Here is a 23,994-nt window from a genome sequence, read left to right as displayed (position 1 = left end):
TGCTTTATTTACTCATTATGCAGGCTTTTAATGGGGTTGGTTAACGCAGCTTTGACAGATTGAAAGCTGATGGTAAACAATGCGATAACCAGCGTAATACCCGCGGCGAGCGAAAACACCCACCAGCTTACCGGTGTGCGGTAGGCAAAATCCTGCAGCCATTTATTCATGGCGTACCATGCTATCGGAAATGCGAGCACGCAAGCTATGATCACCAGTTTCAAAAAATCTTTAGAAAGCATGGTTACCACGTTTTCGATTGATGCACCTAATACTTTACGTATCCCGATCTCTTTGGTGCGGCGTTGTGCGGTATAGATAGCCAAGCCTAATAAGCCCAGGCAAGCCACAGTTAGCGATAAAAAGGTAAACACACTAAATACCTTCCCTATAGTTTGATCGGCCCGGTAAAGCGAATCAAATTCGGCATCCAGGAAACTGTACTCGAATGGGTTATCGGGCATAAAGGTTTTCCATTTGCTTTGTATGGCGGCAATGGTAGCGGCATAATCACCGGGTTTTATCCGTACCGTAATGTATGACGTAGGCGACCCGTAAGTTTTTGATGTTTTATAGAAAAGCGCAAACGGGGCAACAACGTCATGCAGAGATTCTACATTAAAATCTTTAACCACACCCACCACTTTAAACTGGCGGTTGTTACCACCTGGGTAGGTCATGGTTTTACCGATGGGGTTTTTCCAGCCAATTTGCCTTGCGGCCGATTCATTAATTACTACCGATGCCGAATCTGCAAAAGCGGTTGAGAAATTTCTGCCGCTTAGCATGCTCAGGTTTAAGGTTGGTGCAAAAGCTTCATCTACAACAAATGAGGAAAGCAGGATGTTATTCTCCCCACTTTTGGTATTACCCGGTTCCAGTTCGGGAATGTAGGTATCCGCAAATTTATTTTGAGTAGGTATCCCTGTCGAAATAGTGGCATTGAGTACTTGTGGCAGGCGTAGTAATTCCTGGCGCATACTTTCTGCACTTTGGCCCAAACGTTCGGCATTTTCAACAATCAGTACATTTTCTTTATTGAAGCCGAGATCTTTGGTCTGCGTAAAATTCAATTGCTTATACACGATAATGGTACAGATAATCAGCACAGTAGAAACCGTAAACTGAAATATCACCAAGGCATTGCGCATTACAAATCCGTTGGCATCTTTAAATATCCCGCTTCCTTTTAAAATGCTTACCGGTTTTAACGAAGTAAGGAAAAATGCAGGATAACTGCCTGCTAATATGGCGGTAATAACAATTAATCCCATTATACCGGCAATAGCTTTAAAGCCAAACAGCGCGCCAATATTCAATGTTTTTTCTGACAGTTGGTTAAACGCCGGCAATGCCAAACTAACAATAAGTAACGCAATTACAGCGGCAAACAGGCAATACAAAAAAGCCTCTGCCATAAACTGACCAATCAGCTGTTTACGGCCCGACCCTAACACCTTGCGGATACCCACCTCTTTGGCCCTGCGAGCAGATTGCGCAGTTGACAGGTTCATGAAGTTGATACAAGCTAACAAGATAATAAATAGCGCAATGGCCGAAAATATGTATACATACTTAATATCCCCGGGGTTAAAATAACGGGTGCCAACATTAGACGAGTGCAGGTGCAGCTCGGTAATGGGTTGCAGGTGCAGGTCCCAGTGTCCACCTTTTTTGATGAACTCTGCCCAGGGCTGGCCAATACGGTTAAATGCGCTGGCCGCCTGTTGGCTCACCATAGCCGGAAACTTGCTTTCTAACCGTTTAATGCCGGCAGCATCACTGGCCACATTGGGTTTCAGCTTTACATAAGTGCCCATTTGCAGCCACACCCAGCTCCAGTTAAAACGCTTCACCGGCGGGATGCTCTCGGTACTCTGCAACATATCAAACTGCAGGGATGATTGTGTTGGTAAATCTTTTAGTACAGCAGTAACGGTAAAGGGTTTGGAATACTCATCCAAAACTAAAGTTTTGCCCATGGGCGATGCATCGCCGAAGTATTTTTTGGCGGCCTTTTGGGTTAGTACCACCGAATTTACTCCGTTTAAACAGGTATTAACATTGCCTGCAACTAAGGGGTAGCTTAACAATTGCAGAAAATTAGCATCAACCGCAAGCAGGTTTTTCTCGGTCAGTGATTTCTTCTGCCCATTGTTTTCAAAATAAACGATCTCATTGCCCGGTCTAAAGATCCGCGTATAGCTCTCTATCTCAGAAAAATTGTTTTTAAGCGCCGCGCCAACCGGCGGCGGTGTGTGGCCAAGCAAAAACTCCTCGTTCCCCATTTTGCCATCGAGGTTTACCCGGTACAAACGGTTGGTATCTTTAAAAAACCGGTCGTAACTCAGTTCATCGTTTACATACAGGCCAATAAAAAGCACGCAGGCCAGGCCAATAGCCAAACCACTAATATTTATAATACTGCTTACCTTATTACGGGTAAGGTTACGCCAGGCAATTTTAAAGTAATTCTTGATCATATTGGTTGTCTGTTATCGGTTGTCTGCCTTATTTCAATCCTTTATCTTTTGTCTTAAGTTCCCTTTACCCAAAATATCCTTTGCCCCCAAATTTATTCGTTACGCAAACTTTTAACGGGGTTGGCAATGGCAGCTTTTACCGACTGGATGCTTACCGTTACAAATGCAATCACTACAGCAATGCTACCGGCAAGTGCAAATACCCACCATTGTATACTGGTGTGGTAAGCAAAATCCTGTAACCATTTATTCATGATGTACCATGCCACAGGCGATGCTATTACTATTGCAATGGCAACCAGCTTTAAAAAGTCAGCAGATATCAGCGTAACAATATTTAACACATTAGCGCCAAGCACTTTGCGGATACCAATTTCTTTAATTTTTTGGCGGGCGGCAAACGTGGCCAGTCCAAATAAACCCAAAGCAGCAATAAAAACGGCTGCACCTGCCGAAGCCATGAACACATTGCCTAATTTTTGCTCGGCATTGTACTGCTTATCAAAGCTTTCGTCTGCAAAAGTGTAAGTGAAAGGCTCACCGGGGAAGCTATGCTCGTAAATAGATTTTAGCTGGCTTACATGTCCGGCCAGATTACGAGTATCCATTTTTATGGTGAAGTAATTATGCGCAACTGCCGGTAAAAAAATCATCGGCCTTATAAATTCATGCAGCGATAAATGGTGATAGTCTTTAACCACCCCTACCACTTCAAATTCGGCGTCCCATTTAATTTTTTGCCCAATTATATTTTCCGTGTTTTTAAATCCCAATTGTGCGGCCGCACTTTCATTAATAATTATCTTATGTGTTTTCGACCAACCTTGCTCCAGCATCTGTGGCGTAAAAGTTGCACCTGCTTTAATCTTAATGTCATAGGTGTCAAAATATTTATCGTCTACAATCAGCATCGCGTATGACTTTTTATCGTCACCCACATTAGCATTGAGCCGGGTAATACCATCGGCCGAGAAGTTATACCCTTCGCCAGGTACGTTGTTGGAGGCGGCTAGTTTTTGCACATAAGGCAACTGCCTTAACTGGTTTTCAAAGGCCAGCGTATTATCACGCTGCGAACCACTTAATGTGGAAGGGCCGCTTATTACCACCCGCTGCTGTACGTTCATGCCCAAGTCCTGCGTTTGCATATATTTAAGCTGGCGGTAAAGCGTTATGGTTGATATAATTAAAATAACAGAAGTAGTAAACTGAAACACAACCAGGCTGCGGCGCAGCGAAATACCCCCTATGGTAATGGCCGCTTTGCCGCGAATGGTTTTGAGCGGATCAATTGAACTAAGCATAAAAGCTACATAGCCTCCCGCAAGAAAACAACCTGTAAATACCACAGTAATGCCACCCACCCAAAACCGACCCTGGTTTAGTACGGTTAGCGACAGTTCTTTCCCTAAAAAGTTATTATAAAATGGCTGTACCAATTTAACAGATACGATAGCTATAACAATGCTGATTAAGGTTAATATAGCGGTTTCTGTAAGGTATTGCCCTACAATTTGCATGCGACTAGCACCGAGCACTTTACGTACTCCGGATTCTTTTGCGCGGTAAAGTGCCTGCGCGGTAGACAGGTTAATATAGTTAAGCCAGGCAATCATCATGATGAGCAGCGCAACGCTTAAAAATGAAACCACCAGCACCAGGCTGCCATACGTTTGAAAATGATAACTGAATGATGGCGCGATGTGCAGATTTCTAAGCGGCTGAAATGCCAGGGTGGCTTTTGCGGCATCCGGTGCTGCCTTATGGATCACTTGGGTGGCCTGTGCTTCAAACAGTTTAAGATCAACACCTTTATTCAGCATAAAGTAAATGTTGGTATAACCTGATCCTAAGCCGTTGGGGTCTGCCCAATTGTTTCCGTTACGAAAAGCGGCATTCTCCAGTGTTTTGTACGACAATAAGATATCAGCCTGAATATCCGACTGCTGCGGCATACCTTCATAAACAGCTGTAACCGTATAAGGCGTAAGCCCAAATTGGTTTTTAATGTTTAACACCTGCCCAATAGGGTTGCCATTACCAAAATATTTTTGAGCAATACTTGCCGATATAGCCATGGTTTGTGCCTTTGCCAGTGAAGTACTCCCTTTAATAACCGGGAAACTAAATACCCGAAAAAAATTATCATCAGCAAAAGACACCTTGTTTTCCCGGAATGATTTATTGCCCGCCGTGCTTCCATTGGTACCCGGCACAATTACCAAACCACTGCCTACACCTTCGGCTACACGTACAACTTCATTGATACCCGGCACCCGGTTTTTTAAAGTCGGTGCATAACCCGGAGGCAGGTAATAATCGCCTTTATCTGCATCAGCTGTAAAAGTTGATGCACGGTATAACTGGTCGAAGTTTTTATGGAACCTGTTTGCGCCCCATTCAAAAGCTACATACTCGGTAATCAGCAAAAAAATAGCGATGCCCAATGCAAGCCCCAATACGTTGATCACAGAAAATGTACGGTTTCTGCGTAATGTTCTGAGTGATATTTTAATGTGATTGCCAAGCATAATCTGTTGTCAGTTATCTGTTATCAGTTGTGTGTTGTCGGTCTCATCTTTTGATTATGACTATTATTTTTAGTCCTTAATCTCTTGTTTAAAAATCCTAAATCTACTTTTATTCACTTTTCAGGCTCTTAACCGGGTTGGCCAAAGCGGCTTTCACCGCCTGGATACTTATGGTTAACAAAGCGATAACCAGTGCTATTAAAGTAGCTACTGCAAAAACCCACCACTGTATGGTTATGCGGTAGGCAAAGCCTTCCAGCCATTTATGCATTACCCACCAGGCAACCGGGAAAGCGATGATAGCGGCAATCAGTACCAGTTTAACAAACTCGCGGGAGAGCAGCATAACGATACTATATACGCTAGAGCCCAGAACTTTACGGATACCTATCTCTTTGGTACGCTGTACAATAACCATAATGGAGATGGCCAGTAAACCGATACAAGAAATAATAATGGCGATAATTGCTGCACTGATAAATATGGTCGACAAGCGTTTTTCGCTACGGTATTGCTTTTCGGTGTTCTCACTTAACCATGAACCAGTAAATTCGATATTGGGGAAGGTGGCATGCCATTTCTCTTGCACCCGGTTAAAATCCTGCAGCAGGTTGTTTGATTTAACCCGTACAAATATGTAGCTGATCGGGAAGTCTTTTTGCATGACCAGGGTAAGCGGCTCTACATCTTCGTGCAGCGATTTGAAGTTATAATCTTTAAACACGCCTACCACCTGCATAGGCGGCTGGTTATCGTGCATAGGCAAAAAAGTACCTACCACATTACCTCCACCTATTAAGGCAGCCATTTTTTCGTTGATAACCACGCTGTTGGTATCTGATGCAAAATCTCTCGAAAAATCGCGGCCAGCTGCCAGTTTGATATCCAATGTTTTCAGGTAATCATAATCAACCTTTTGCTCGTGGGTACGCACCTCGTGGCCTTTGTAATTAAAGCCCAGTACCGAATTGGAGTTGGAGCCATCTTTACCCCTGCCCAAATTACTATAAGCGCCTGTAATACCGATTACACCCGGCTGCCCCGCCATTTGGTTACGGAACAATTGCAGCGCCTGATCACCGTTTACGCTATTGCCTATCGGGATACTGATCACCTCGTTTTTATTGTAGCCCAACGGCTTATTTTGCAAATAGCTAATCTGCTGCCAGGTTATCAATGTACAGATGGTTAATATAGTAGCCAGGCAAAACTGTACTACCAATAAGATATTACGCACTTTACCAGGCTTTTGCGTGTTTACAGATCCTTTTAAAACTTGGGTGGTTTTATAGCTTAGCATCAATAAGGCCGGATAAAAACCCGCTGCTACGGTTATAAACAAAAACAAACCGATAATGGTAAACAATTGCAAAGGCTGTAAAAGCATACTCATAGAGATACTGCTTTGAAAAGCAGCTTTAAAACCAGGCATTACCAATGCAGCTAAACTAATACCTGCAACCAGGGCAATAAGGCAAATAATTACCGTCTCTGTCCAAAACTGGGTTAACAGTTGCCATTTACCTGCTCCAAGTGTTTTGCGCACGCCAATTTCGCGGGCACGGGTAAACGAGCGGGCCACCGATAAATTAACGAAGTTGATACAGGCGATTATCAATATAAAGATGGCGATAACCAGTAAACCACCCACGTAAGTTTTGCTGATGGTTGAGCCGTAAACAGCACCCATGTCGGTATTAAAGTGATTGTCTTTGTATGGATAAATGCCTAGCGCTTCACGCTCGCCGCCTGGAAGCGGTTTAGCGCCATCTCGTTTCAGATCGTCCAAATCTTGTTTTAAATATTTTTTTACAAATGGCTTTAACCCTTGCTCAAACTTGGCCGGGTTTACATTTTTATTGAGTTGTACATATACAATATGCGTGCGCGAATCCCACACTTTAGACAAGTACTTATAATCTTGAGAATTTTCGAACCGAACAGTGAGATCGGTGCCCAGGCTCGAATTTTTAGGATAATCATTGGTTATACCGCTTACTATAAAATTGTGAGGCTGATCATCATATTTTACAGCAATGGTTTTACCAATAGGGTCGGCATCGCCAAAAATTGCCTTGGCCGAAGACTGCGTTAATACTACATCATTGATACCCGATAAAGCCTTTTTATTACCCTTAATAATAGGGAAACTGAACATGTTAAAATAGTCTGGGTCGGCAAAAATAACATCTTGCTGTATTTGCTTATCACCATAAATAACTGTTGCAGGCGGGGAACCGGCTACCCGGGTTGCATATTTAACATCCGGATAATCGGCTTTTAAAGTAGGCGCAAGCGGCCCGGGCATAGAACCTGTTTTTTGCGGCGCGCCAGGCCTGCTCACTGTAAAATATACCTGGTAAATATTGTCGATGTTTTTGTGAAACGTATCGTATGACGATTCGAAGAAAACGGTGAGCAACAATAATGTAGAACTGGCTATAGCTACAGAAAGCCCAACAATGTTCAAGCTGTTGAACACCTTGCCTTTCCACAAATTACGCCAGGCCGTTTTAATGTAATTTTTAAACATAATTCCTTTTTTTACTAGTTAACCCCTAATGAATCGAGCACGTGCTTCTTAACAGCTTCTACCTGTGGTTTGCTCATGCCCTTTATATTGTAAAGCCGGTCAAATATAATGGGCTTATTGCCCTTGGTACCCGATATTTTAATATGCAATTCTTTGCCGTTGTCATCAATGCTTTTATCAATGTTCACTTTTTCTACCTTACGTGTTGTAGTAGTTTGCGCCGCAGCAACTAACGTTATTGGCAAAATGCAGATGGTAAGTATATTTCTGATCTGTTTCATATATCGATAAAGATTTTATTACAAGCAGTATAGTTACAAATCTATACCAAATACATATATACTTGATAATCAAATATATAATACAAATAAAATATTAATTAGTGTACGGTTGTGTAACAAGGTGCGTACGGTTTCGATACACTCTGTAACAGGCTGTTTTTTAAAACTAAGCATAAAAAAAGAGCAGCACATCTGTACCGCTCTTTCTATAAGATTATAATGCCGCTTAAATAAACTGGACCTTTACTTCGCCGGATACTGCGTGTACCTCTACCGGTATCCCTCCACCATACACAGCGCCTAACAACTTTTTACCATCATTAGTGCCCGAAAACTTTTTGGGCATATCGCCGGTAACAGATTTGCCTTCGAAATTGAGGTTAAAACCGTCTTTAGCTGGTATGGTAATATTAGCATCACCCTCGGATGCATTTAGTTTAATAGATTTACAATTCTTAGATAATTCTGCATTAATAGTGCCCGAAGCAGTTGTAGCATTTAAATGGCAGGCCATTCGCTTCAGCGTAATATCACCCACTGTAGTTTCTGTATTAAAAGTTCCGTCAATCTCGTCCGACTGAATATTACCGGCTGTAGTGGTAGCATCAATAGTACCTTTTAACCTGCTGAGGTTTATAGAACCCTGGTCTGTTTTTAATTTAACCTTACCCTGGCAATTTACGGCAACAATATTACCATCCGTGGTAGCCAGGTCTATATCCGGCCCGGTGTTAGATACATTGATATCCCCATTGCCTGTATGGCCCCTAACTATACCGGTTACCTGCTCCAGGTTTACCGCACCATTGGTAGCAAATGTTTGGTTACCATCAAGATTAACCAAACTCACACTCCCTGATTTTGAGTTTAAATTACAAACAACAGAACGGGGCACAAATATTTTAAAAGAGATGCTTACCGCCTTTTTCCAGTTGCTGTCGCCATATTTACAGGTTGCAGAAACCGTAAGCTGGTGGTCTATTACCACCATATCTATAGCATAATCCTGTTCTACAAATCGTTTCAATTCAGCTTTTGATGACGTTGCCTCGTTTATGGCATCAACATATACTTCTATACTGGGCTGCGCATTGGTGCCTATTACAGCGATGTTGCCGGCCAGCGTTTTAACTGTAACACTACGTATAGTTGATCCTTTGATCTGCTTTAGTATAATGGGTTCGTTAGTCCAGTTTACCTGGGCAAATGTAGTACCGCATACCAAAAGCAAAGCCAATATGATGATGGGGACTCTCATGTGAATTGGTTTGAACCCAAATATCCAATATTTTTTTGGTTATTTCATACACTTCTTTTAGGAATATGTTTCATTTATGAAAAACAATATTCTGATTTACTTGAAGTTACAATTACTCGCTGCGCAAACTTTTAACCGGCGTGCTAATTGCTGCCTTAACAGATTGAAAGCTAACCGTAACAAAAGCAATCACAATAGTTACCAAACCAGCCAGCACAAACATGTACCATTGAATATCTATGCGGTAAGCAAAATCTTGCAGCCACCTGTTCATGGCATACCAGGCAATGGGCGATGCGATGATAATGGCTATAAAAACCAGCTTCAAAAAGTTTTTAGATAGCAGCAACGTTATACTGGTTACCGATGCACCCAACACCTTACGAATCCCGATCTCTTTGGTACGGTTAAGCACAGAATAGGCAGTAAGTGCAAACAAGCCCAGGCAAGCCAACAGAATGGCCAGGATAGAGAATGTTTTAAACATGGCCGCTGTGCGTTGTTCTGATACATATATGGCATTATAATCATCATCCAGAAAATGATATTGAAAAGGGGTATTACCAGCTTCGTGCTTCCAAACATTTTCCAGATCGTGAAGTACCTGCGGGATGTTGTTATCGGTTACCTTTAAAAAAATCTCGTTGGTGTTTTGGTTATCTAAAAATATAATGAGCGGCGTAATAGGATCGTGCAATGATTGAAAATTAAAATCCTTCACCACACCTTTTATTACCCCATCCTGATTCTTATTAATTGTTTTACCAATGGCTTCCTCCGGTGTCCAGCCCAGGGCTTTGGCTGCCGATTCATTGACAATAAATGAATACTTAAAGTTTTTACCATTATTAGAGGTATCCATTTGCAGCAGGTCTGCATGGGTATAATTACTACCCGCCAATAACTTCAGTTTAAACATCGGCACAAAGTTTTCGTCGGCCGGGATGGCATTTACCATTACCTTTTTACCATCGTGGGTGCTGATACCGTCGCCCCAGCCTACAGCAACCGGCGACGAATTAGCTACGCTTACCTGCTGTACATTAGGTATAGCAGCCATTTGAGTTTTAAGCGTACCAACTACCGGGTACAAATTATAATTAACCGGCAATACAATTACATTATTACGATTATAGCCTACATCTTTAGTTTGGATGTATTTAAGCTGGCGCACAATAACTGTAGTTGATATAATGAGGAAGAAGGATATAACAAATTGAAATACAATAAGCGACTGACGCAGCGAAGTATTTCCGCTGAATGAAAATCCGGACTTTAAAAGCGTGATAATCTTTTCATTAGAGAGTAATAACGATGGATATGCCCCGGCAACAAAGCTGATTATTATACTTAAAACGAATAACAGGATAAGTACTAAGGGGTTCAACAGTTCTTGTGTGGTAAATGCTTTACCGGCTATCATATTAAACTGCGGTAACAAAATATAGGCGGCCGCCACGGCCAGTAAAGTGGCTAATGTAGTAAAGAAAAAAGATTCGCCGATAAACTGCCTGAACAATTGAATAGCACTTGCACCTAATACTTTACGAATACTAATTTCGGCGCTACGCCCTGCAGATTGTGCTACTGCCAGATTGGTATAGTTAACTGCGGCAATAAACAAAGTAAGTAGCGCCACGCTGAATAATATATAAATATAAACCAGGCTGCCATTAGGTTCAAAACCAGAAAGTTGTGAATGCAGATGAACACTTTTTAACGGCTCGAGCTTTAGGGTCATATATTCCTTGCCCGTCATTTTAAGTTCGCCTTTGTTTACCTGCTGCATATAGGCGCTTATTTGCTTTTGCAGCTGGCCAATATTGCCTGCATCTTTTAATTGCAGATAGGTAACATAATTAGCCGAAAACCATTCCTCGTTTTTAGCTGCCGGCAGAATATCAAAAGGCAATACAAAATCAAAATGTATTTGAGAATTAGATGGCACATTGGCGGTTACCCCACTCACCACAAAGTTCCTGCTGCCAGATCGCAAGGTTTTACCCATCGGATCTTCAGCACCGAAATATTTTTTAGCCGAGGCTTCTGTAAGCACAATATGGTCTGGGGCGGTCAGTACATCGGCCGCATTACCTTTTAATAAATTAAACGAGAATACCTTAAAAAAAGCTTGATCTGCATATAACACATTCTGCTCATCAAAAGCCTTACCATCATTATCAAATAGTCGATTGGCTTTTAATGTCCGAACATAAGCTTCAATTTCAGGAAACATCCTTTTCAATTGTGGGCCACTTTTGCTACCGGTAACAGCCGTTTTAGTGGCATCAGTACCATGCCCATATTCCATAGTCAGCCTTATAATTCTGTCGGCATTATGATGGAAATTATCATAACTTAACTCGTTTACCAAATACAAGCCAATGAGCAGACAACTGGCCAGCCCGGCCGTTAAACCCAATATATTTACAAACGAGTAAAGCCTGTTTTTCTTTAGCTTACGCCATGCAATTTTAAAGTAGTTACGTATCATAATTTAACGTTAAGTAGTAAATTGTGAGTGCTGAGTTGTTAACCCATACTCCTATAATCATCTTTTTATTTATTGTATTTATTCCTTTGTTCAAAAACTATTCGCTCCGGAGGCTCTTCACCGGGTTCATTAACGCCGCTTTAATAGCTTGGAAACTGATAGTAAGCATGGAATTGTGGCATACGATGTAGACCTGCCGGGATAGATTCTCTCCAGCGCGATACGGTAAATAAGGTCGCCTTTATCCTGAAACTTATCAAAACTCAACTCATCCTGAATAAACAGTACAATCAACATACAAACGGCCATACCTGTAGCCAGGCCCAGTATATTAATCAGGCTAAAAACTTTACGCTTTAATAAGCTCCTTAATGCTACTTTTAAATAGTTTTTAAACATCTTTTTTGCGTTAATGGATCATGGTTAAAAGATCATGGCCTAATATTTACTCAATCACAACTCACTCATTCAAAAATAATTTTATTCGCTCTTTAAACTCTTAACCGGGTTAGCCAGCGCGGCTTTAACAGATTGAAAGCACACCGTTGTAAAAGCAATAAGCAACGAAATGGCACCTGCAAATACAAATACGTACCATGATATATTTATCCGGTAGGCAAAATCGCGAAGCCAGGTGTGCATACCCCACCAGGCCAGTGGGAATGCAATTACCGAAGCAGCGATTACCAGCAGCAAAAACTCTTTCGAGAGCATGCTTACGATACTCACCACACTTGCCCCCAACACTTTACGGATTCCAATTTCGCGGGTGCGCTGTATGGTACTGTATGATGCCAGGCCTAACAAACCCAAACACGAAATAAATATGGCCAATACAGCAAAGTATAAAAACAGCTTTCCAAAGCGCTCTTCGTTAGCGTATTGCCGGTCGAAATTTTTATCTACAAAATCATAGTTAAACGGCCGTTGCGGCACTAAAATCTTCCATTTGTTTTGTATGGCGGCTATTGTGCCAGGCATATCCTTCGCAGCTATTTTCACGCTAAAAGTTTCGGCATTGGCAGGGTTTACACGCATATTAAGCGGCTCTACATTTTGTTGTAAAGAGCGGTAATGAAAGTTTTTAACAACGCCTATAATTTTACCATCCCGGCCCCATTGCGAAAACCGTTTACCAATGGCATCATTAGGCGATACGTAGCCTAAACTTTTAGCTGCTGCCTCATTAACAACAATTGCCTTAGTAGAATCTGTGCCGTAGGCAGATGAAAATGTGCGCCCGGCAATTACTTTCATACCATAGGCCGGTATGTAATCATAATCAACATCATACAGATTAATGTTAACAGGTTGCATAGTACCCTGCCTGTTTTCAAGTTCTGAGTAAGCATTGGAGCTACCGCCACCCGGTGTACCTGCCGACATAGTTATCGATAGCACATTTGGTACGGCCTTGATCTCATTTTTAATGGTTTGATAACTTTTTAGTACAGCCTGATCTCCTGCGAAATTGATGGTAAGTATTTGATCTTTATTAAAACCAAGCGATTGGCTGCGCATAAAATTAAGCTGCTTGTAAACTACCAGCGTACCCACAATAAGCACAATAGAAATAGTAAACTGGGTTATAACTAAAGCCTTACGCAACCAGGCCCCCTTTACAGAAGTACTGAACTTACCCTTTAAAATAACAACCGGTTTAAAGCCGGATAACACTAAGGCGGGATAAACGCCGGCAGATAAACCGATAACAACCGAAATACACAGCAATATTAACAAGTACCCATGGTTAAATATAGTATGGCAAATTTCTTTACCTGCAACCTGGTTAAACAAGGGCAATAACAGGGTAATAAGCAGTACGGCAAAAACAAAAGCAATTAAACAGATCATGATAGATTCGCCCAAAAACTGCCATATCAGCTGGTTTCTGTCTGCGCCAATCACTTTACGTACGCCAACTTCTTTTGCACGCTCTGTGGCCCGCGCTGTAGTTAAGTTAATGAAGTTAATAGCTGCGATAAGCAAAATGAACAATGCTATGATAGAAAAAATATAGATGTTGTTCATATTACCCCCATCATAAGATTTGGGATCCATGTAGGTATCCTTTAATGGCTCAATAAACAAGGCGTAATTCATGCCCTGCTTTCTGTCGCTTTCGCTAATATGCCTTTTTAAAAAAGCTGGCATTTGTGCTTGTAACAGGCTGGCATTTGTGCCTTTCTTGAGTAATAAAAAAGTAAAATTGCCGAAATTACCCCATTGGCTCAAACGGCCAGGGTATTCTTTATCAAGGCTCGAAACAGAATAGATTAAGTCGAATTTGATTTGCGAATTTGCAGGAGCATCCTTTGCAATTCCGGTAACGGTAACGGGATATTTATTATCAAAAACCAGCGTTTTACCTAAAGGATCGGCAGAACCAAAATATTTTTTGGCTGTAGTTTCTGTAAGCACTACACTAAAAGGATTTTTTAATGCTTGCGTTGCACTGCCCTTTATTAATGGAAAGTTAAATGTTTTAAAAAGCGACGGATCAGCAATAATCATCCTATACTCCTGAAAAAGCTGGTCTTTAACTTTAACCAGTACTTTATCTCCAAATATTCGCGTTGATTCGACCACTTCCGGGAAATCGGCTTTCAATGCAGGCCCCATTGGTGCGGAGGTAACAGGCTCCTTCATTACATCGTTTGATGAAATAATATTGGTATTTACTCTGTAAATCTGGTCGGCTTTGGTATGAAAATTATCATAACTCAATTCGAAATTCACATACATGAGTATCAATACAAATGCAGTTAATCCAATAGCCAAACCAACAATATTGATTAGTGAGAAACTCTTATGCCTCCAAAGGTTCCTGAATGCTATTTTAATATAATTTTTGATCATTTTAATTTCGGTTATCAGTTATTCTCGTCTTCGTCGTTTGTATATTGTCCATTAACTTTCTTACCCAAAAAACCTATTCGCTTTTCAAACTCTTCACCGGGTTTGCCAACGCGGCTTTTATAGATTGAAAACTGATGGTTATAAAAGCAATAAGCATCGCAGCCATACCCGCCACAGCCACGGTATACCAATGAATATTTACCCGGTAAGCAAAATCTTGCAGCCATTTATGCATCAGGTACCAGGCCAGCGGCGATGAGATCGCAATAGCGATCAGAATCAGCTTTATAAAATCTTTAGACAACAAGCTAACGATTACGGTTACATTGGCGCCCAACACTTTTCTAATACCAATCTCTTTGGTACGTTGCTCTGCAGCATAGGCAGCCAGCCCGAATAACCCTAAGCAGGCAATCAGAATAGCCAATGTGGTAAATACAATGAAGATCTTCCCGATCCGTTGCTCCGATCGGTAAGTGGCATCAAAATCCTGGTCCATAAAGGAGTATTCGAAGTGGCTGGTAGATAGTCCGCTCCATTTTTGTTTGATCTGTGCAATTAACGCCGGCAGATTTGAAGTACTTACCCGGATGCTTAGATCTCCGGTATCTTCGCCCAGGCGTAAAATAACCGGGCTAATGTTTTCGCGCAGCGAGTTAAAGTGAAAATCTTTAACCACGCCTATAATGTGATATACCTTAACCTTGGTATGTTTACCATCCAAAGCTTGATAAAGCAGTTTATCAACCGGGTTATCAAAGCCTAAAAACTTAGCTGCAGTTTCATTGATGACCACAGCAGAAGAATCGGTTGACATTTGCGCAGAAAAATTACGGCCCGCAGTCATTTTCATACCCAGTGTTTTAATGTAATCCGGATCAACCGCCCAGGTTTGGGGGAAAATAGCGTTCTTTTGATCGAGCATACCGGCATCCTTATTAAAAATAGAGGTACTGCGCGCCTGCTCGGTAGGCAGAAACCCGGATAGGGTTGCATCAGCAACACCGGGCAATTGTTTTACTTGCTGTTTAAAGGCTGCTGCGCTTTTGCCCAGTTCAAAAGCCTTTTTTACAATCAGCACCTGCTTACGGTCATAGCCCAGATTTTTATTTTGAATGTAGTTGAGCTGGTTGTAAATAACCAGCGTACCAATAATTAAAAAGATAGAGATGGCAAACTGAAATACCACTAAAAAGCTGCGCAGCCAGCCGCCTTTAAATCCGCCGGCCAGCTTGCCCTTTAATACATCAACAGGTTGGAATGCCGACAGAAAAAATGCGGGATACGAACCAGCCAAAAAGCCGATAACCAGCACTATAATTAACGAAACCGGCAACAGCCATACGTAGGTATGCGAGTTGATTAAAATCTCTTTACCCGCCAGTTGATTAAAGGCTGGCAATAATAACGTAGCAGCAGCCAGGGCAATAAGCGTAGCACCCAGCGTAACCAGCATAGATTCTGTTAAAAATTGAACAATCAAACTTCCCCTTGATGACCCCAGCACTTTACGCACCCCAACCTCGCGCGCCCGGTTTGAAGAGCGGGCGGTACTTAAGTTCATAAAGTTTACACAGGCAATAAAGAGAATAAACAGGGCTATAGCCGAGAAGATGTAAATGTACTCCATGGTAGAGTTACTACCCAGTTCGCCCGTTCTGTTAGCGTGCAGGTGAATATCGGTAAGCGGAGTTAAATTCATGCGGAAATAGCTGCCCCCCTTCTCAAACTCGTCTACACTTAAGTTTAAATCTGTCTGCATTTCACTGCCCGAGTATTTTCTTAAAAACTGCGGGAACCGGGCCTCCAGCTTTTTAGGGTCGGCCCCTTTACGAAACAGGATGTAGGTATTGTAATCACTTCGCAGCCACTTATCCGACTTGCTATCCGGCCATGACGACATCGATATTAAAAAATCGAAGTTAAAATGCGAGGTTTTGGGCATATCCCTTATAACCCCGGTAACTTTGCAATTAGCCTGATCCATCAGCAGCGTTTTGCCTACTACATTGATACTGTTAAAATACTTTTTGGCTGTAGTTTCGGTAATAACCACGCTGTTAGGTTCTGCCAATGCGGTAGCAGGGTTACCATTAATCATGGGCAGGGTAAACACATTAAATACAGAAGGATCTGCAAAGGCAATGTTATATTCCAGAATATTTTCGGTCCCTTTTTTTACATGCGATGCTGTGCGTTTAAGCCTTACAGCATCCTCCACATCCGGGAAATCTGTTTTAAGGGTTTGAGCCAGCGGCGGCATGGCAACTGCATAATTTACGGTGTTGTTGCCCAGCTTCAAGTCTTCATTTACCCGGTAAATACGGTCGGCTTTTGTATTATAACGGTCAAAACTTAACTCATCAACCACGTATAAAACAATTAGCAAACACGCTGTTAAGCCTAACGCTAATCCTAAAACGTTAATAGCTGTAAAAGCTTTGTTTTTTTTGAGGCTTCGCCATGCCGTTTTAATATAATTTTTAAACATCATTGCTTATTTAATAGAGCTTAGTTGATAACCGTTTACATATCTACCATGCTCTAATTCAAAATTAAACTCACTCGCTTCGCAAGCTCTTCACGGGGTTTGCCAACGCAGCACTTAGTGTATTTAAGCTTACAACCACCATGGTAAGCAGTAATATAACTACCCCTACCGAACCAAACATCCAAACGCTGATATTAACATGGTAGGTGTATTTTTGCAACCAGTTATACATAAGCCACCAGGTAACAGGCACGGCTATAACAAATGCAATTAAAACCAACCGTAAAAACTCCTGGGCTATCATTAGCAATAATTGCTGTACGGTAGCACCCAAAACCTTGCGGATCCCAATTTCGCGGAAACGTTTTTCGATGGTGAAAGAGGCTAAACCAGCCAGGCCGATACAGCAGATAAAAATGGCCAAACCGGCAAAAATATTGGTGAGATGGCTGATGAGTTCTTCGGCCACGAATTTTTTACCAAACTCCTGATCAACAAACTGGTAATCAAAAATATCTGCAGGGCTATAAGTGGCGTATAAACCCTTGAAAAAAGCAATAGCCTTTGCTGGCGATACGCCTTGTTTTAAACGTACATCGATATATGAAGACCCATTTTTACCGAAGTATATCATCAATGGGTCCACAGGTTCATACGGCGAAGTGATTATCACATTATCAATAACCCCAATCACTGTGTAATTTTTAGGCCCGTAACGCATCAGCATGCCAACCGGGTGTTTAATATGCATGGCATCTACCGCTGCCTGGTTCAACATCATAGCGCTGGTATCAGACGGTGTGCCTGCAAAATCGTGCCCTTGTTTCAGTTTAATGCCTATTGTTTTGGTAAAATCAAGATCGGTTTCAATGCCCGAGAAAATAATATTGGCATCCGCAGGCATCCCTGCATACTGTGGCGAAGGTGATTTCCACCAGATATCGGTAATGGGTGATGACGTACGGGTAACCTCGCTTACCAAGCCAGATTTAAGCATATCATTTTTAATAGACGCATAACTTTTATCTGTTGATGCCGTTGAGGGTATCATAATAAGGTTATTGATATTATAACCGATATCCCTGTTTTTAACGTGCTGAATTTGCTGGTAAATAATAATGGTAGAAGCAATAAGGAATATAGAGATTACAAACTGGCCTACTACCAGGATACGCCTTGGCAATACGGCACTTTTACCGGCAGCAAATGTGCCCTTCAGCACCTTAACCGGGTTAAAAGACGACAGATATAATGCCGGATAGCTGCCTGCCATAATACCTGTAAATAAAATAACCAGTACAGAACCAATCCAGAATAAAGGATCGGCCAGGTTTAAGTACAATTTTTTGCTCACCAGGTTATTAAATAAGGGTAGCAATGCATAAACCGTTATCATAGCCAATACAAAAGCTGCCAATGCCAGCAGCATAGATTCGAAGAAGAACTGGATAACCAGTTGCCTTTTGTCTGACCCTAAAGTTTTTCTGATGCCTACCTCCTTAGCCCTTTTTTCGGACCGTGCGGTAGAGAGGTTCATAAAATTAACACAGGCTATCAGTAATATAATAATGGCAATAATGGTGAACAGCCTCACATATTCGATAGGGCCGCCAATGTTTTTGCCATCTTTATAATCACTGTACAGGTGCCATTTACTCATTGGTACCATAAAATAAGTGCTGATCTTGTCGTGGTTATGATCAAGCATCACCTTGTTCACATCTTTTTCCAGCTGTGCTATGTTAGGATTGGGTACAGTTTCCAGGTAAACAGCATATGATGAGTTGCCCCATTCTTTCATAGCGCTCACCACTTGCGGGTCGGTTGGGTTAAATGCCGTTAAACAATCAAACTGCATACTTGAGTTACCGGGCATATCGGCTATAACCGCGGTAACTTTCAGCAACTGATTGCTGATTTTTATTGTTTTGTTAACAGCGTCTGTATTGCCAAAAAATGCCTTAGCGGTTGATTGGGTTAAAACAAGGCTATTGGGTTCGGTTAAAGCAGTGGCAGCATTACCTTTAATAAATTTACAAGTAAACATATCAAAATAACGCCCCGATATGCTTGCAAGCTGCTTTTTGAGCTTAGTATCGCCATGCACCAAAAGCTGTGTGCCCGGGTGCGATGTCATTACCGCATTTTTAATTTGTGGGTAACCGCTCTCCAGCGATTTAGCCAGCGGAAAAACCATATTTTTATCTGTAAATATGGTATTCTTAAAATCGCGGTTGGCTACAACCTGGTAAATGTCAGGGTATTTGGTATTAAATTTATCATACGTTAACTCGTCATTAACCCATAAAAAAATAAATATGGTACAGCTAATACCAATGGTTAAACCAAGCAGGTTGGTGATGGTAAAGCCCTTGTTCCGTTTAAGATTTCTCCAGGCTATTTTCAAATAATTGCTAAACATGTTTTTCGAGTTAATAGTTTATAGTTAATGGTTCATAGCCAGTGCAATGTTTTTTTATTAAAAACTAAGTTTACTCGCTTCGCAGGCTGCTAACCGGGTTTGATATGGCCGCCTTAATAGCCTGAAAACTCACTGTAACAAGGCACATTACCATGCTAATGGCAATGGTTAACACAAACACCCATAAGCTTATAGCGGTATGATAAGTGTATTTGGCAAGCCATTGGCTCATATAATAAAAGCTGATACTGGCACCAATTAAAAACGAGATAATAACAAGTACAATAAACTCTTTGGATAAGTTAAACCATAAGTGACTGATACTGGCACCCAATACCTTACGTACACCAATTTCTTTTCTACGTTGTTCGGCCGAGAAGGAGGCCAGGCCAAACAAACCAAGGCATGATATAAAGATGGCTAAACTAGTAAACCAAGCTGATAGCGTACCTAATAACCTTTCTGTCTGAAACTTACTTGCAAAAGCCTCATCAGCAAATTTGTACTCGAACGGATAGTCTGGATTATATTTTTTATATACTTTTTGCAAAATGGCCAGGTCTGAAGAGATAGATTTGTCAGGATTTAATCTTAGCCCAATGCCGCCTGTCCACCCTTTCATGAAACCAATGATGGCTGGTTTAACGGGATCATAAGGGCTACCCCACACAAAATCATTAACCACCCCTACTACAGTTCTGTTGGTACCCTGCCATTTAACTATCTGCCCTATTGGTTCTTTAAACCTCATTATTTTTACAGCAGCCTCATTCAACATAATAGCAGCCGAATCGGCAGGCCTAGCCGCCGAAAAATCACGGCCCTCCAATACTTTAAATCCATAAGTACCACTTAGATGATAGGTACCTACAATTTGGTCGAATGGTAATTTTTCTTCGCCGGCAATTTGTCCCCGCCATTCTACTCCCCAGGTATTGCCTCCATTATTAACAAGACTTCCTGAGGTTTGGGCTCCCTCGATTATAGCACCGGCATTGATCGCGTCTTGTCTGAAATTTTCAAAACTTTTTTCGAGCGCGCCTTCTTCCTCCATTTCAATTAAGCCTGTTTGGTTGTATCCAACGGGCTTGTCTCTAATAAAGCTTATCTGCTTATAAATTAATATACTGCAAAGGATAAGGCAGCTGGCAAAAGTAAATTGTATAATTACCAATATTTGCCTGGGGCGCAATGTGCTTTTACCCGCATTTGTTAAGCCCTTTAAAACCCTAACCGGCTTAAAGGATGACAAAAACAAAGCTGGATAGCTGCCAGCTACTATACCTGTGCCAACGGTCAATAATAATACCGCTGCCCACATAATTGGTTCACGATATGGCAGCTCTAAATTTTGATGAGCCAGTATATTAAAATAAGGCAGTGCCACGGTAACTAATATTAACGCAATCACCAACGAGAATAAAGCCATTATTACGGATTCGCCCAAAAACTGTTGAATAATAACCAGCCTGCTTGCTCCTACAACCTTACGTACACCTACCTCACGTGCTCTTTTCTCTGACCTGGCGGTAGATAAATTCATGAAGTTAATACAGGCGATAGCCAATATCCCAAGTGCCAGAAACAAAAACAGCCTTACATATTCAATACTACCCCCAACACTTACGCCGTTTTTAAACTGGCTGTGTAAATGCCAATCTGAGTATGGGTAAAGCAGCATTTGGTTTTCTTTGTTGCCAGGATCGTTACGGGCTATAACTCCTTTTATTGCTGCATTAAGAGCATATAAATTTATCCCCGGCTTTGTAAGCACATAGGTATTAAATGTATAATTACCCCAGCTATAGCTTTTTATCCCCGGCTGAATTGACTCCAAAAATGCCCACGATACAATCGCCTTAAATTTAAACGAAGAATTTGCGGGTAGCTCTTTCATTACGCCTGTTACTTTTACCGGCACACTATTATCATATTTGATAATCTGGCCCATAGGGTCTTTGGCGCCAAAAAGCGCCTTGGCAGTAGATTCTGAAATAATAATAGATGCCGGTTGGTCAAAAGCGTGGTGCTTATTTCCCTTCACAAAATCGATACTAAACATATCCAGGAAAGAAGCATCAACTACCGATAACGGAAACTTTAAGGTATTGTGGTTATAAACCAACAGTGTTTTAGTCCTCTCACTTACACGGGCTGCTTTTTCAATACCAGGGTATTCTTTTTGTAAAACACCGGCCAATTGTAACGGGGTTGCGTCGCCTGTATATACTTCGCCTGCTGCGGGTTGGTTTATTAAAACCTTAAATAACCTGGCATCATTAACATGGTATTTATCAAAACTAAACTCGTTATAAACATATAATAAAAGTATAAAGCTTACAGCCATACCAATAGCGAGGCCGCCTATGTTTATAAAGCTGTATAATTTATTCTTCCATAAATTACGCCAAATAATTTTTATATGGTTAAGGATCATAACGGGTTCAGATGTGATTAAGAGTTATTGTTTTTTTAAAAACAGCAGGTATTAGATCATGATATTCTCCATCACCGTATGGCCATCCAACAGGCGGATAATACGGTGGCTGTAGCGGGCATCATGCTCCGAGTGCGTTACCATAATAATGGTAGTGCCTTGCTCGTTCAAATCTGTTAATAGTTCCATTACATCATTACCGTTGCTGCTATCCAGGTTACCGGTAGGCTCATCGGCCAGTATTAATTTAGGGTTGTTAACCACGGCACGGGCAATTGCCACACGCTGTTGCTGGCCACCCGACAATTGTTGCGGATAGTGATTACGGCGGTGCATGATCTGCATTTTATCCAATACAGGCTCTACCCGCTTTACACGATCTGCCGCGGCAACGCCGGTATAAATTAAAGGCAGCTCTACGTTTTCAAATACGGTAAGCTCATCAATTAAGTTAAAGCTCTGGAAAACGAACCCGATGTTATGCTTACGCAGATCGGCACGTTTACGCTCATTAAAGTGCGCTACCTCTATGTCATTAAATACATAGCTGCCTGCATCCGGGTCGTCAAGCATACCAAGTATGTTTAGCAAGGTAGATTTACCACAGCCCGAAGGGCCCATTATGGCAACAAACTCGCCTTTACGCACTTCCATTGTTAATTTGTTAAGTGCAATAGTTTCTACCTCTTCTGTGCGGTAAAATTTTTCCAGATCTGTAATTTTTATCATTTGGCCTCCTCAACCCCCTATAAGGGTTATTTTGTTTTATTTGTGATTATATCTTTATTTATTAATCTCGTTTTTACACCTTATATATAAGACGCTATTTCTTCAGCACTAGTTCCTGCATATCGCCATAATTATCATATCCTGATGTTACTACTCTGTCGCCCGGCTTTAATCCCTGCAATATTTCATAATAATCTGGGTTTTGACGGCCAAGTTGGATATCTACACGATAGGCAGTTTTACCGTCTTCGCTCAGCTTAAAAATCCAGTTACCACCGGTTTGCTGATAGAAACCACCTTTAGGTACCAGTAATGCCTGTGTCTCATCACTCAATGCCAGCCTGATCTGTAAAGTTTGGCCTTTACGGATACCTTTTGGCACTTCGCCTACAAATATCATATCAACCTGAAAACGGCCATTGGTTACCTGGGTAAACACCTTGCTTATTTTTAGTTTATAGGTTTTATCGGCAAAGCTAAAATCGCCCATTAAACCGGTGTATATACGCGACAGGTAATGCTCGTCGATATCAACCCGTACCTTATAACCCGAAAGCACATCTATTTGCCCCAGGTGCTCGCCCTTGTTCTTATTCTGGCCAACTTCAGCATCCATAGAAGTTAACTGGCCATCTATAGGCGCTCTAACAGTTAGGTCTGATACTTTTTTGCGCATCAACTCCAGTGTTTTTTTCATTTGCACATATTGCTCGCTGGTTTGCGCATCCTGCTGGCGGGTTAGCAAGGTATCCTGTTTCATAATTTGTGCAGTCAGCTTTTTACGGCGTACCTGGTAATCATAATCATTTTGCGCTTTTTGAAACTCCTGCGAGCCGATAGCCTTCTGCTCAAATAAATGCTTATCAAGTTTGTACAATCTTTCGGCTTCGCGGTAGGCATTATCAACATCGGCAGTTTGATTTAACTTACTGATGGTATTTTGCTGTGCATTATTATGTGAGATCTGCATTTGCGTTTGCGCAGCGTACACGTTGGTTTCCTGGTTGGCAAGGCTTAACTCTAAATCGGTATTTGACAGTTTGATGATCGGGTCGCCTTTTTTAAGATTGGCGCCGTCTTCTACATATTTCTCTTCAACACGGCCGCCTTCAACCGCATCCAGGTATATTGTTGTTATTGGCATTACAATACCATTAACCGGTATAAACTCCTGGAAAGGGCCTTTTTTAATATCACTTATTGTAATACGTTCTGTATCAACATTTAATTTACTTTTTCCGGATGTAAACAAAATACTGCCTCCAACAAGTATTACAACAGCTGCTATACCGGCAATGGTCATAATACGTTTAGTATTCCATTTCTTTTTTTCAATTTTTCTGTCCACAGTTATAAATATAATTTCCAAATACTATCAAAAACGCATGCCACAATATAAATAACTGATTATCAGTATTATATTATGATTTTATCACAATTAAGCGTACGCTTCTGTTACAGCATGTGTACGATATC

The 23,994-nt window shown here is 41.4% G+C and carries 13 protein-coding genes; all 13 read right to left on the bottom strand.

The window, feature by feature from the left end:
• Nucleotides 1-8: 8 nt before the first annotated feature.
• Complete coding sequence (locus RG47T_RS06800) at nt 9-2,483, bottom strand: ABC transporter permease (protein WP_074488722.1); 2,475 nt, start codon at nt 2,481-2,483, stop codon at nt 9-11.
• Between the two features lie 92 nt (nt 2,484-2,575).
• Nucleotides 2,576-5,014, bottom strand: a complete 2,439-nt coding sequence (locus tag RG47T_RS06795; protein ID WP_074488721.1) for an ABC transporter permease — start codon at nt 5,012-5,014, stop codon at nt 2,576-2,578.
• Between the two features lie 109 nt (nt 5,015-5,123).
• Nucleotides 5,124-7,547, bottom strand: a complete 2,424-nt coding sequence (locus RG47T_RS06790) for an ABC transporter permease (protein WP_074488720.1) — start codon at nt 7,545-7,547, stop codon at nt 5,124-5,126.
• A gap of 14 nt (nt 7,548-7,561) precedes the next feature.
• Nucleotides 7,562-7,828: a hypothetical protein gene (locus RG47T_RS06785; RefSeq protein ID WP_074488719.1), complete on the bottom strand. Its 267-nt coding sequence runs from the start codon at nt 7,826-7,828 to the stop codon at nt 7,562-7,564.
• Between the two features lie 226 nt (nt 7,829-8,054).
• On the bottom strand, nt 8,055-9,086 hold the full coding sequence (locus RG47T_RS06780) for a DUF4097 family beta strand repeat-containing protein (RefSeq protein WP_083627318.1): 1,032 nt from the start codon (nt 9,084-9,086) through the stop codon (nt 8,055-8,057).
• Between the two features lie 112 nt (nt 9,087-9,198).
• Nucleotides 9,199-11,580: an ABC transporter permease gene (locus RG47T_RS06775; RefSeq protein ID WP_074488717.1), complete on the bottom strand. Its 2,382-nt coding sequence runs from the start codon at nt 11,578-11,580 to the stop codon at nt 9,199-9,201.
• Between the two features lie 129 nt (nt 11,581-11,709).
• Nucleotides 11,710-11,979, bottom strand: a complete 270-nt coding sequence (locus tag RG47T_RS06770) for an ABC transporter permease (protein ID WP_074488716.1) — start codon at nt 11,977-11,979, stop codon at nt 11,710-11,712.
• 81 nt (nt 11,980-12,060) lie between these two features.
• Complete coding sequence (locus tag RG47T_RS06765; protein WP_074488715.1) at nt 12,061-14,439, bottom strand: ABC transporter permease; 2,379 nt, start codon at nt 14,437-14,439, stop codon at nt 12,061-12,063.
• 73 nt (nt 14,440-14,512) lie between these two features.
• Complete coding sequence (locus RG47T_RS06760; RefSeq protein WP_216351021.1) at nt 14,513-16,933, bottom strand: ABC transporter permease; 2,421 nt, start codon at nt 16,931-16,933, stop codon at nt 14,513-14,515.
• Between the two features lie 67 nt (nt 16,934-17,000).
• Nucleotides 17,001-19,352 (bottom strand): ABC transporter permease, encoded by a 2,352-nt coding sequence (locus tag RG47T_RS06755; RefSeq protein ID WP_074488713.1) that lies wholly within the window; start codon nt 19,350-19,352, stop codon nt 17,001-17,003.
• Between the two features lie 70 nt (nt 19,353-19,422).
• Entirely contained in the window at nt 19,423-21,789 is a 2,367-nt protein-coding gene (locus tag RG47T_RS06750; protein WP_074488712.1) for an ABC transporter permease, read from the bottom strand.
• Between the two features lie 51 nt (nt 21,790-21,840).
• Entirely contained in the window at nt 21,841-22,518 is a 678-nt protein-coding gene (locus RG47T_RS06745) for an ABC transporter ATP-binding protein (protein ID WP_074488711.1), read from the bottom strand.
• A gap of 94 nt (nt 22,519-22,612) precedes the next feature.
• Nucleotides 22,613-23,866, bottom strand: coding sequence for an efflux RND transporter periplasmic adaptor subunit (locus RG47T_RS06740; RefSeq protein ID WP_074493201.1), 1,254 nt, complete (start codon nt 23,864-23,866; stop codon nt 22,613-22,615).
• Between the last annotated feature and the right edge of the window lie 128 nt (nt 23,867-23,994).

The sequence above is a fragment of the Mucilaginibacter polytrichastri genome (genome assembly GCF_001911425.1).
Taxonomy (GTDB): Bacteria; Bacteroidota; Bacteroidia; order Sphingobacteriales; family Sphingobacteriaceae; genus Mucilaginibacter; species Mucilaginibacter polytrichastri.
This window is presented reverse-complemented; position numbering and strand designations above follow the sequence as displayed.

Bases quoted from the DNA above. Each gene is read 5' to 3' on its own strand.
- RG47T_RS06790 (WP_074488720.1), bottom strand. From the start codon at position 7,547: ATGTTTAAAAATTACATTAAAACGGCCTGGCGTAATTTGTGGAAAGGC.
- RG47T_RS06750 (WP_074488712.1), bottom strand. From the start codon at position 21,789: ATGATCCTTAACCATATAAAAATTATTTGGCGTAATTTATGGAAGAAT.
- RG47T_RS06755 (WP_074488713.1), bottom strand. From the start codon at position 19,352: ATGTTTAGCAATTATTTGAAAATAGCCTGGAGAAATCTTAAACGGAAC.
- RG47T_RS06775 (WP_074488717.1), bottom strand. From the start codon at position 11,580: ATGATACGTAACTACTTTAAAATTGCATGGCGTAAGCTAAAGAAAAAC.
- RG47T_RS06800 (WP_074488722.1), bottom strand. From the start codon at position 2,483: ATGATCAAGAATTACTTTAAAATTGCCTGGCGTAACCTTACCCGTAAT.
- RG47T_RS06785 (WP_074488719.1), bottom strand. From the start codon at position 7,828: ATGAAACAGATCAGAAATATACTTACCATCTGCATTTTGCCAATAACG.
- RG47T_RS06760 (WP_216351021.1), bottom strand. From the start codon at position 16,933: ATGATGTTTAAAAATTATATTAAAACGGCATGGCGAAGCCTCAAAAAA.
- RG47T_RS06795 (WP_074488721.1), bottom strand. From the start codon at position 5,014: ATGCTTGGCAATCACATTAAAATATCACTCAGAACATTACGCAGAAAC.
- RG47T_RS06745 (WP_074488711.1), bottom strand. From the start codon at position 22,518: ATGATAAAAATTACAGATCTGGAAAAATTTTACCGCACAGAAGAGGTA.
- RG47T_RS06770 (WP_074488716.1), bottom strand. From the start codon at position 11,979: ATGTTTAAAAACTATTTAAAAGTAGCATTAAGGAGCTTATTAAAGCGT.
- RG47T_RS06780 (WP_083627318.1), bottom strand. From the start codon at position 9,086: ATGAGAGTCCCCATCATCATATTGGCTTTGCTTTTGGTATGCGGTACT.
- RG47T_RS06765 (WP_074488715.1), bottom strand. From the start codon at position 14,439: ATGATCAAAAATTATATTAAAATAGCATTCAGGAACCTTTGGAGGCAT.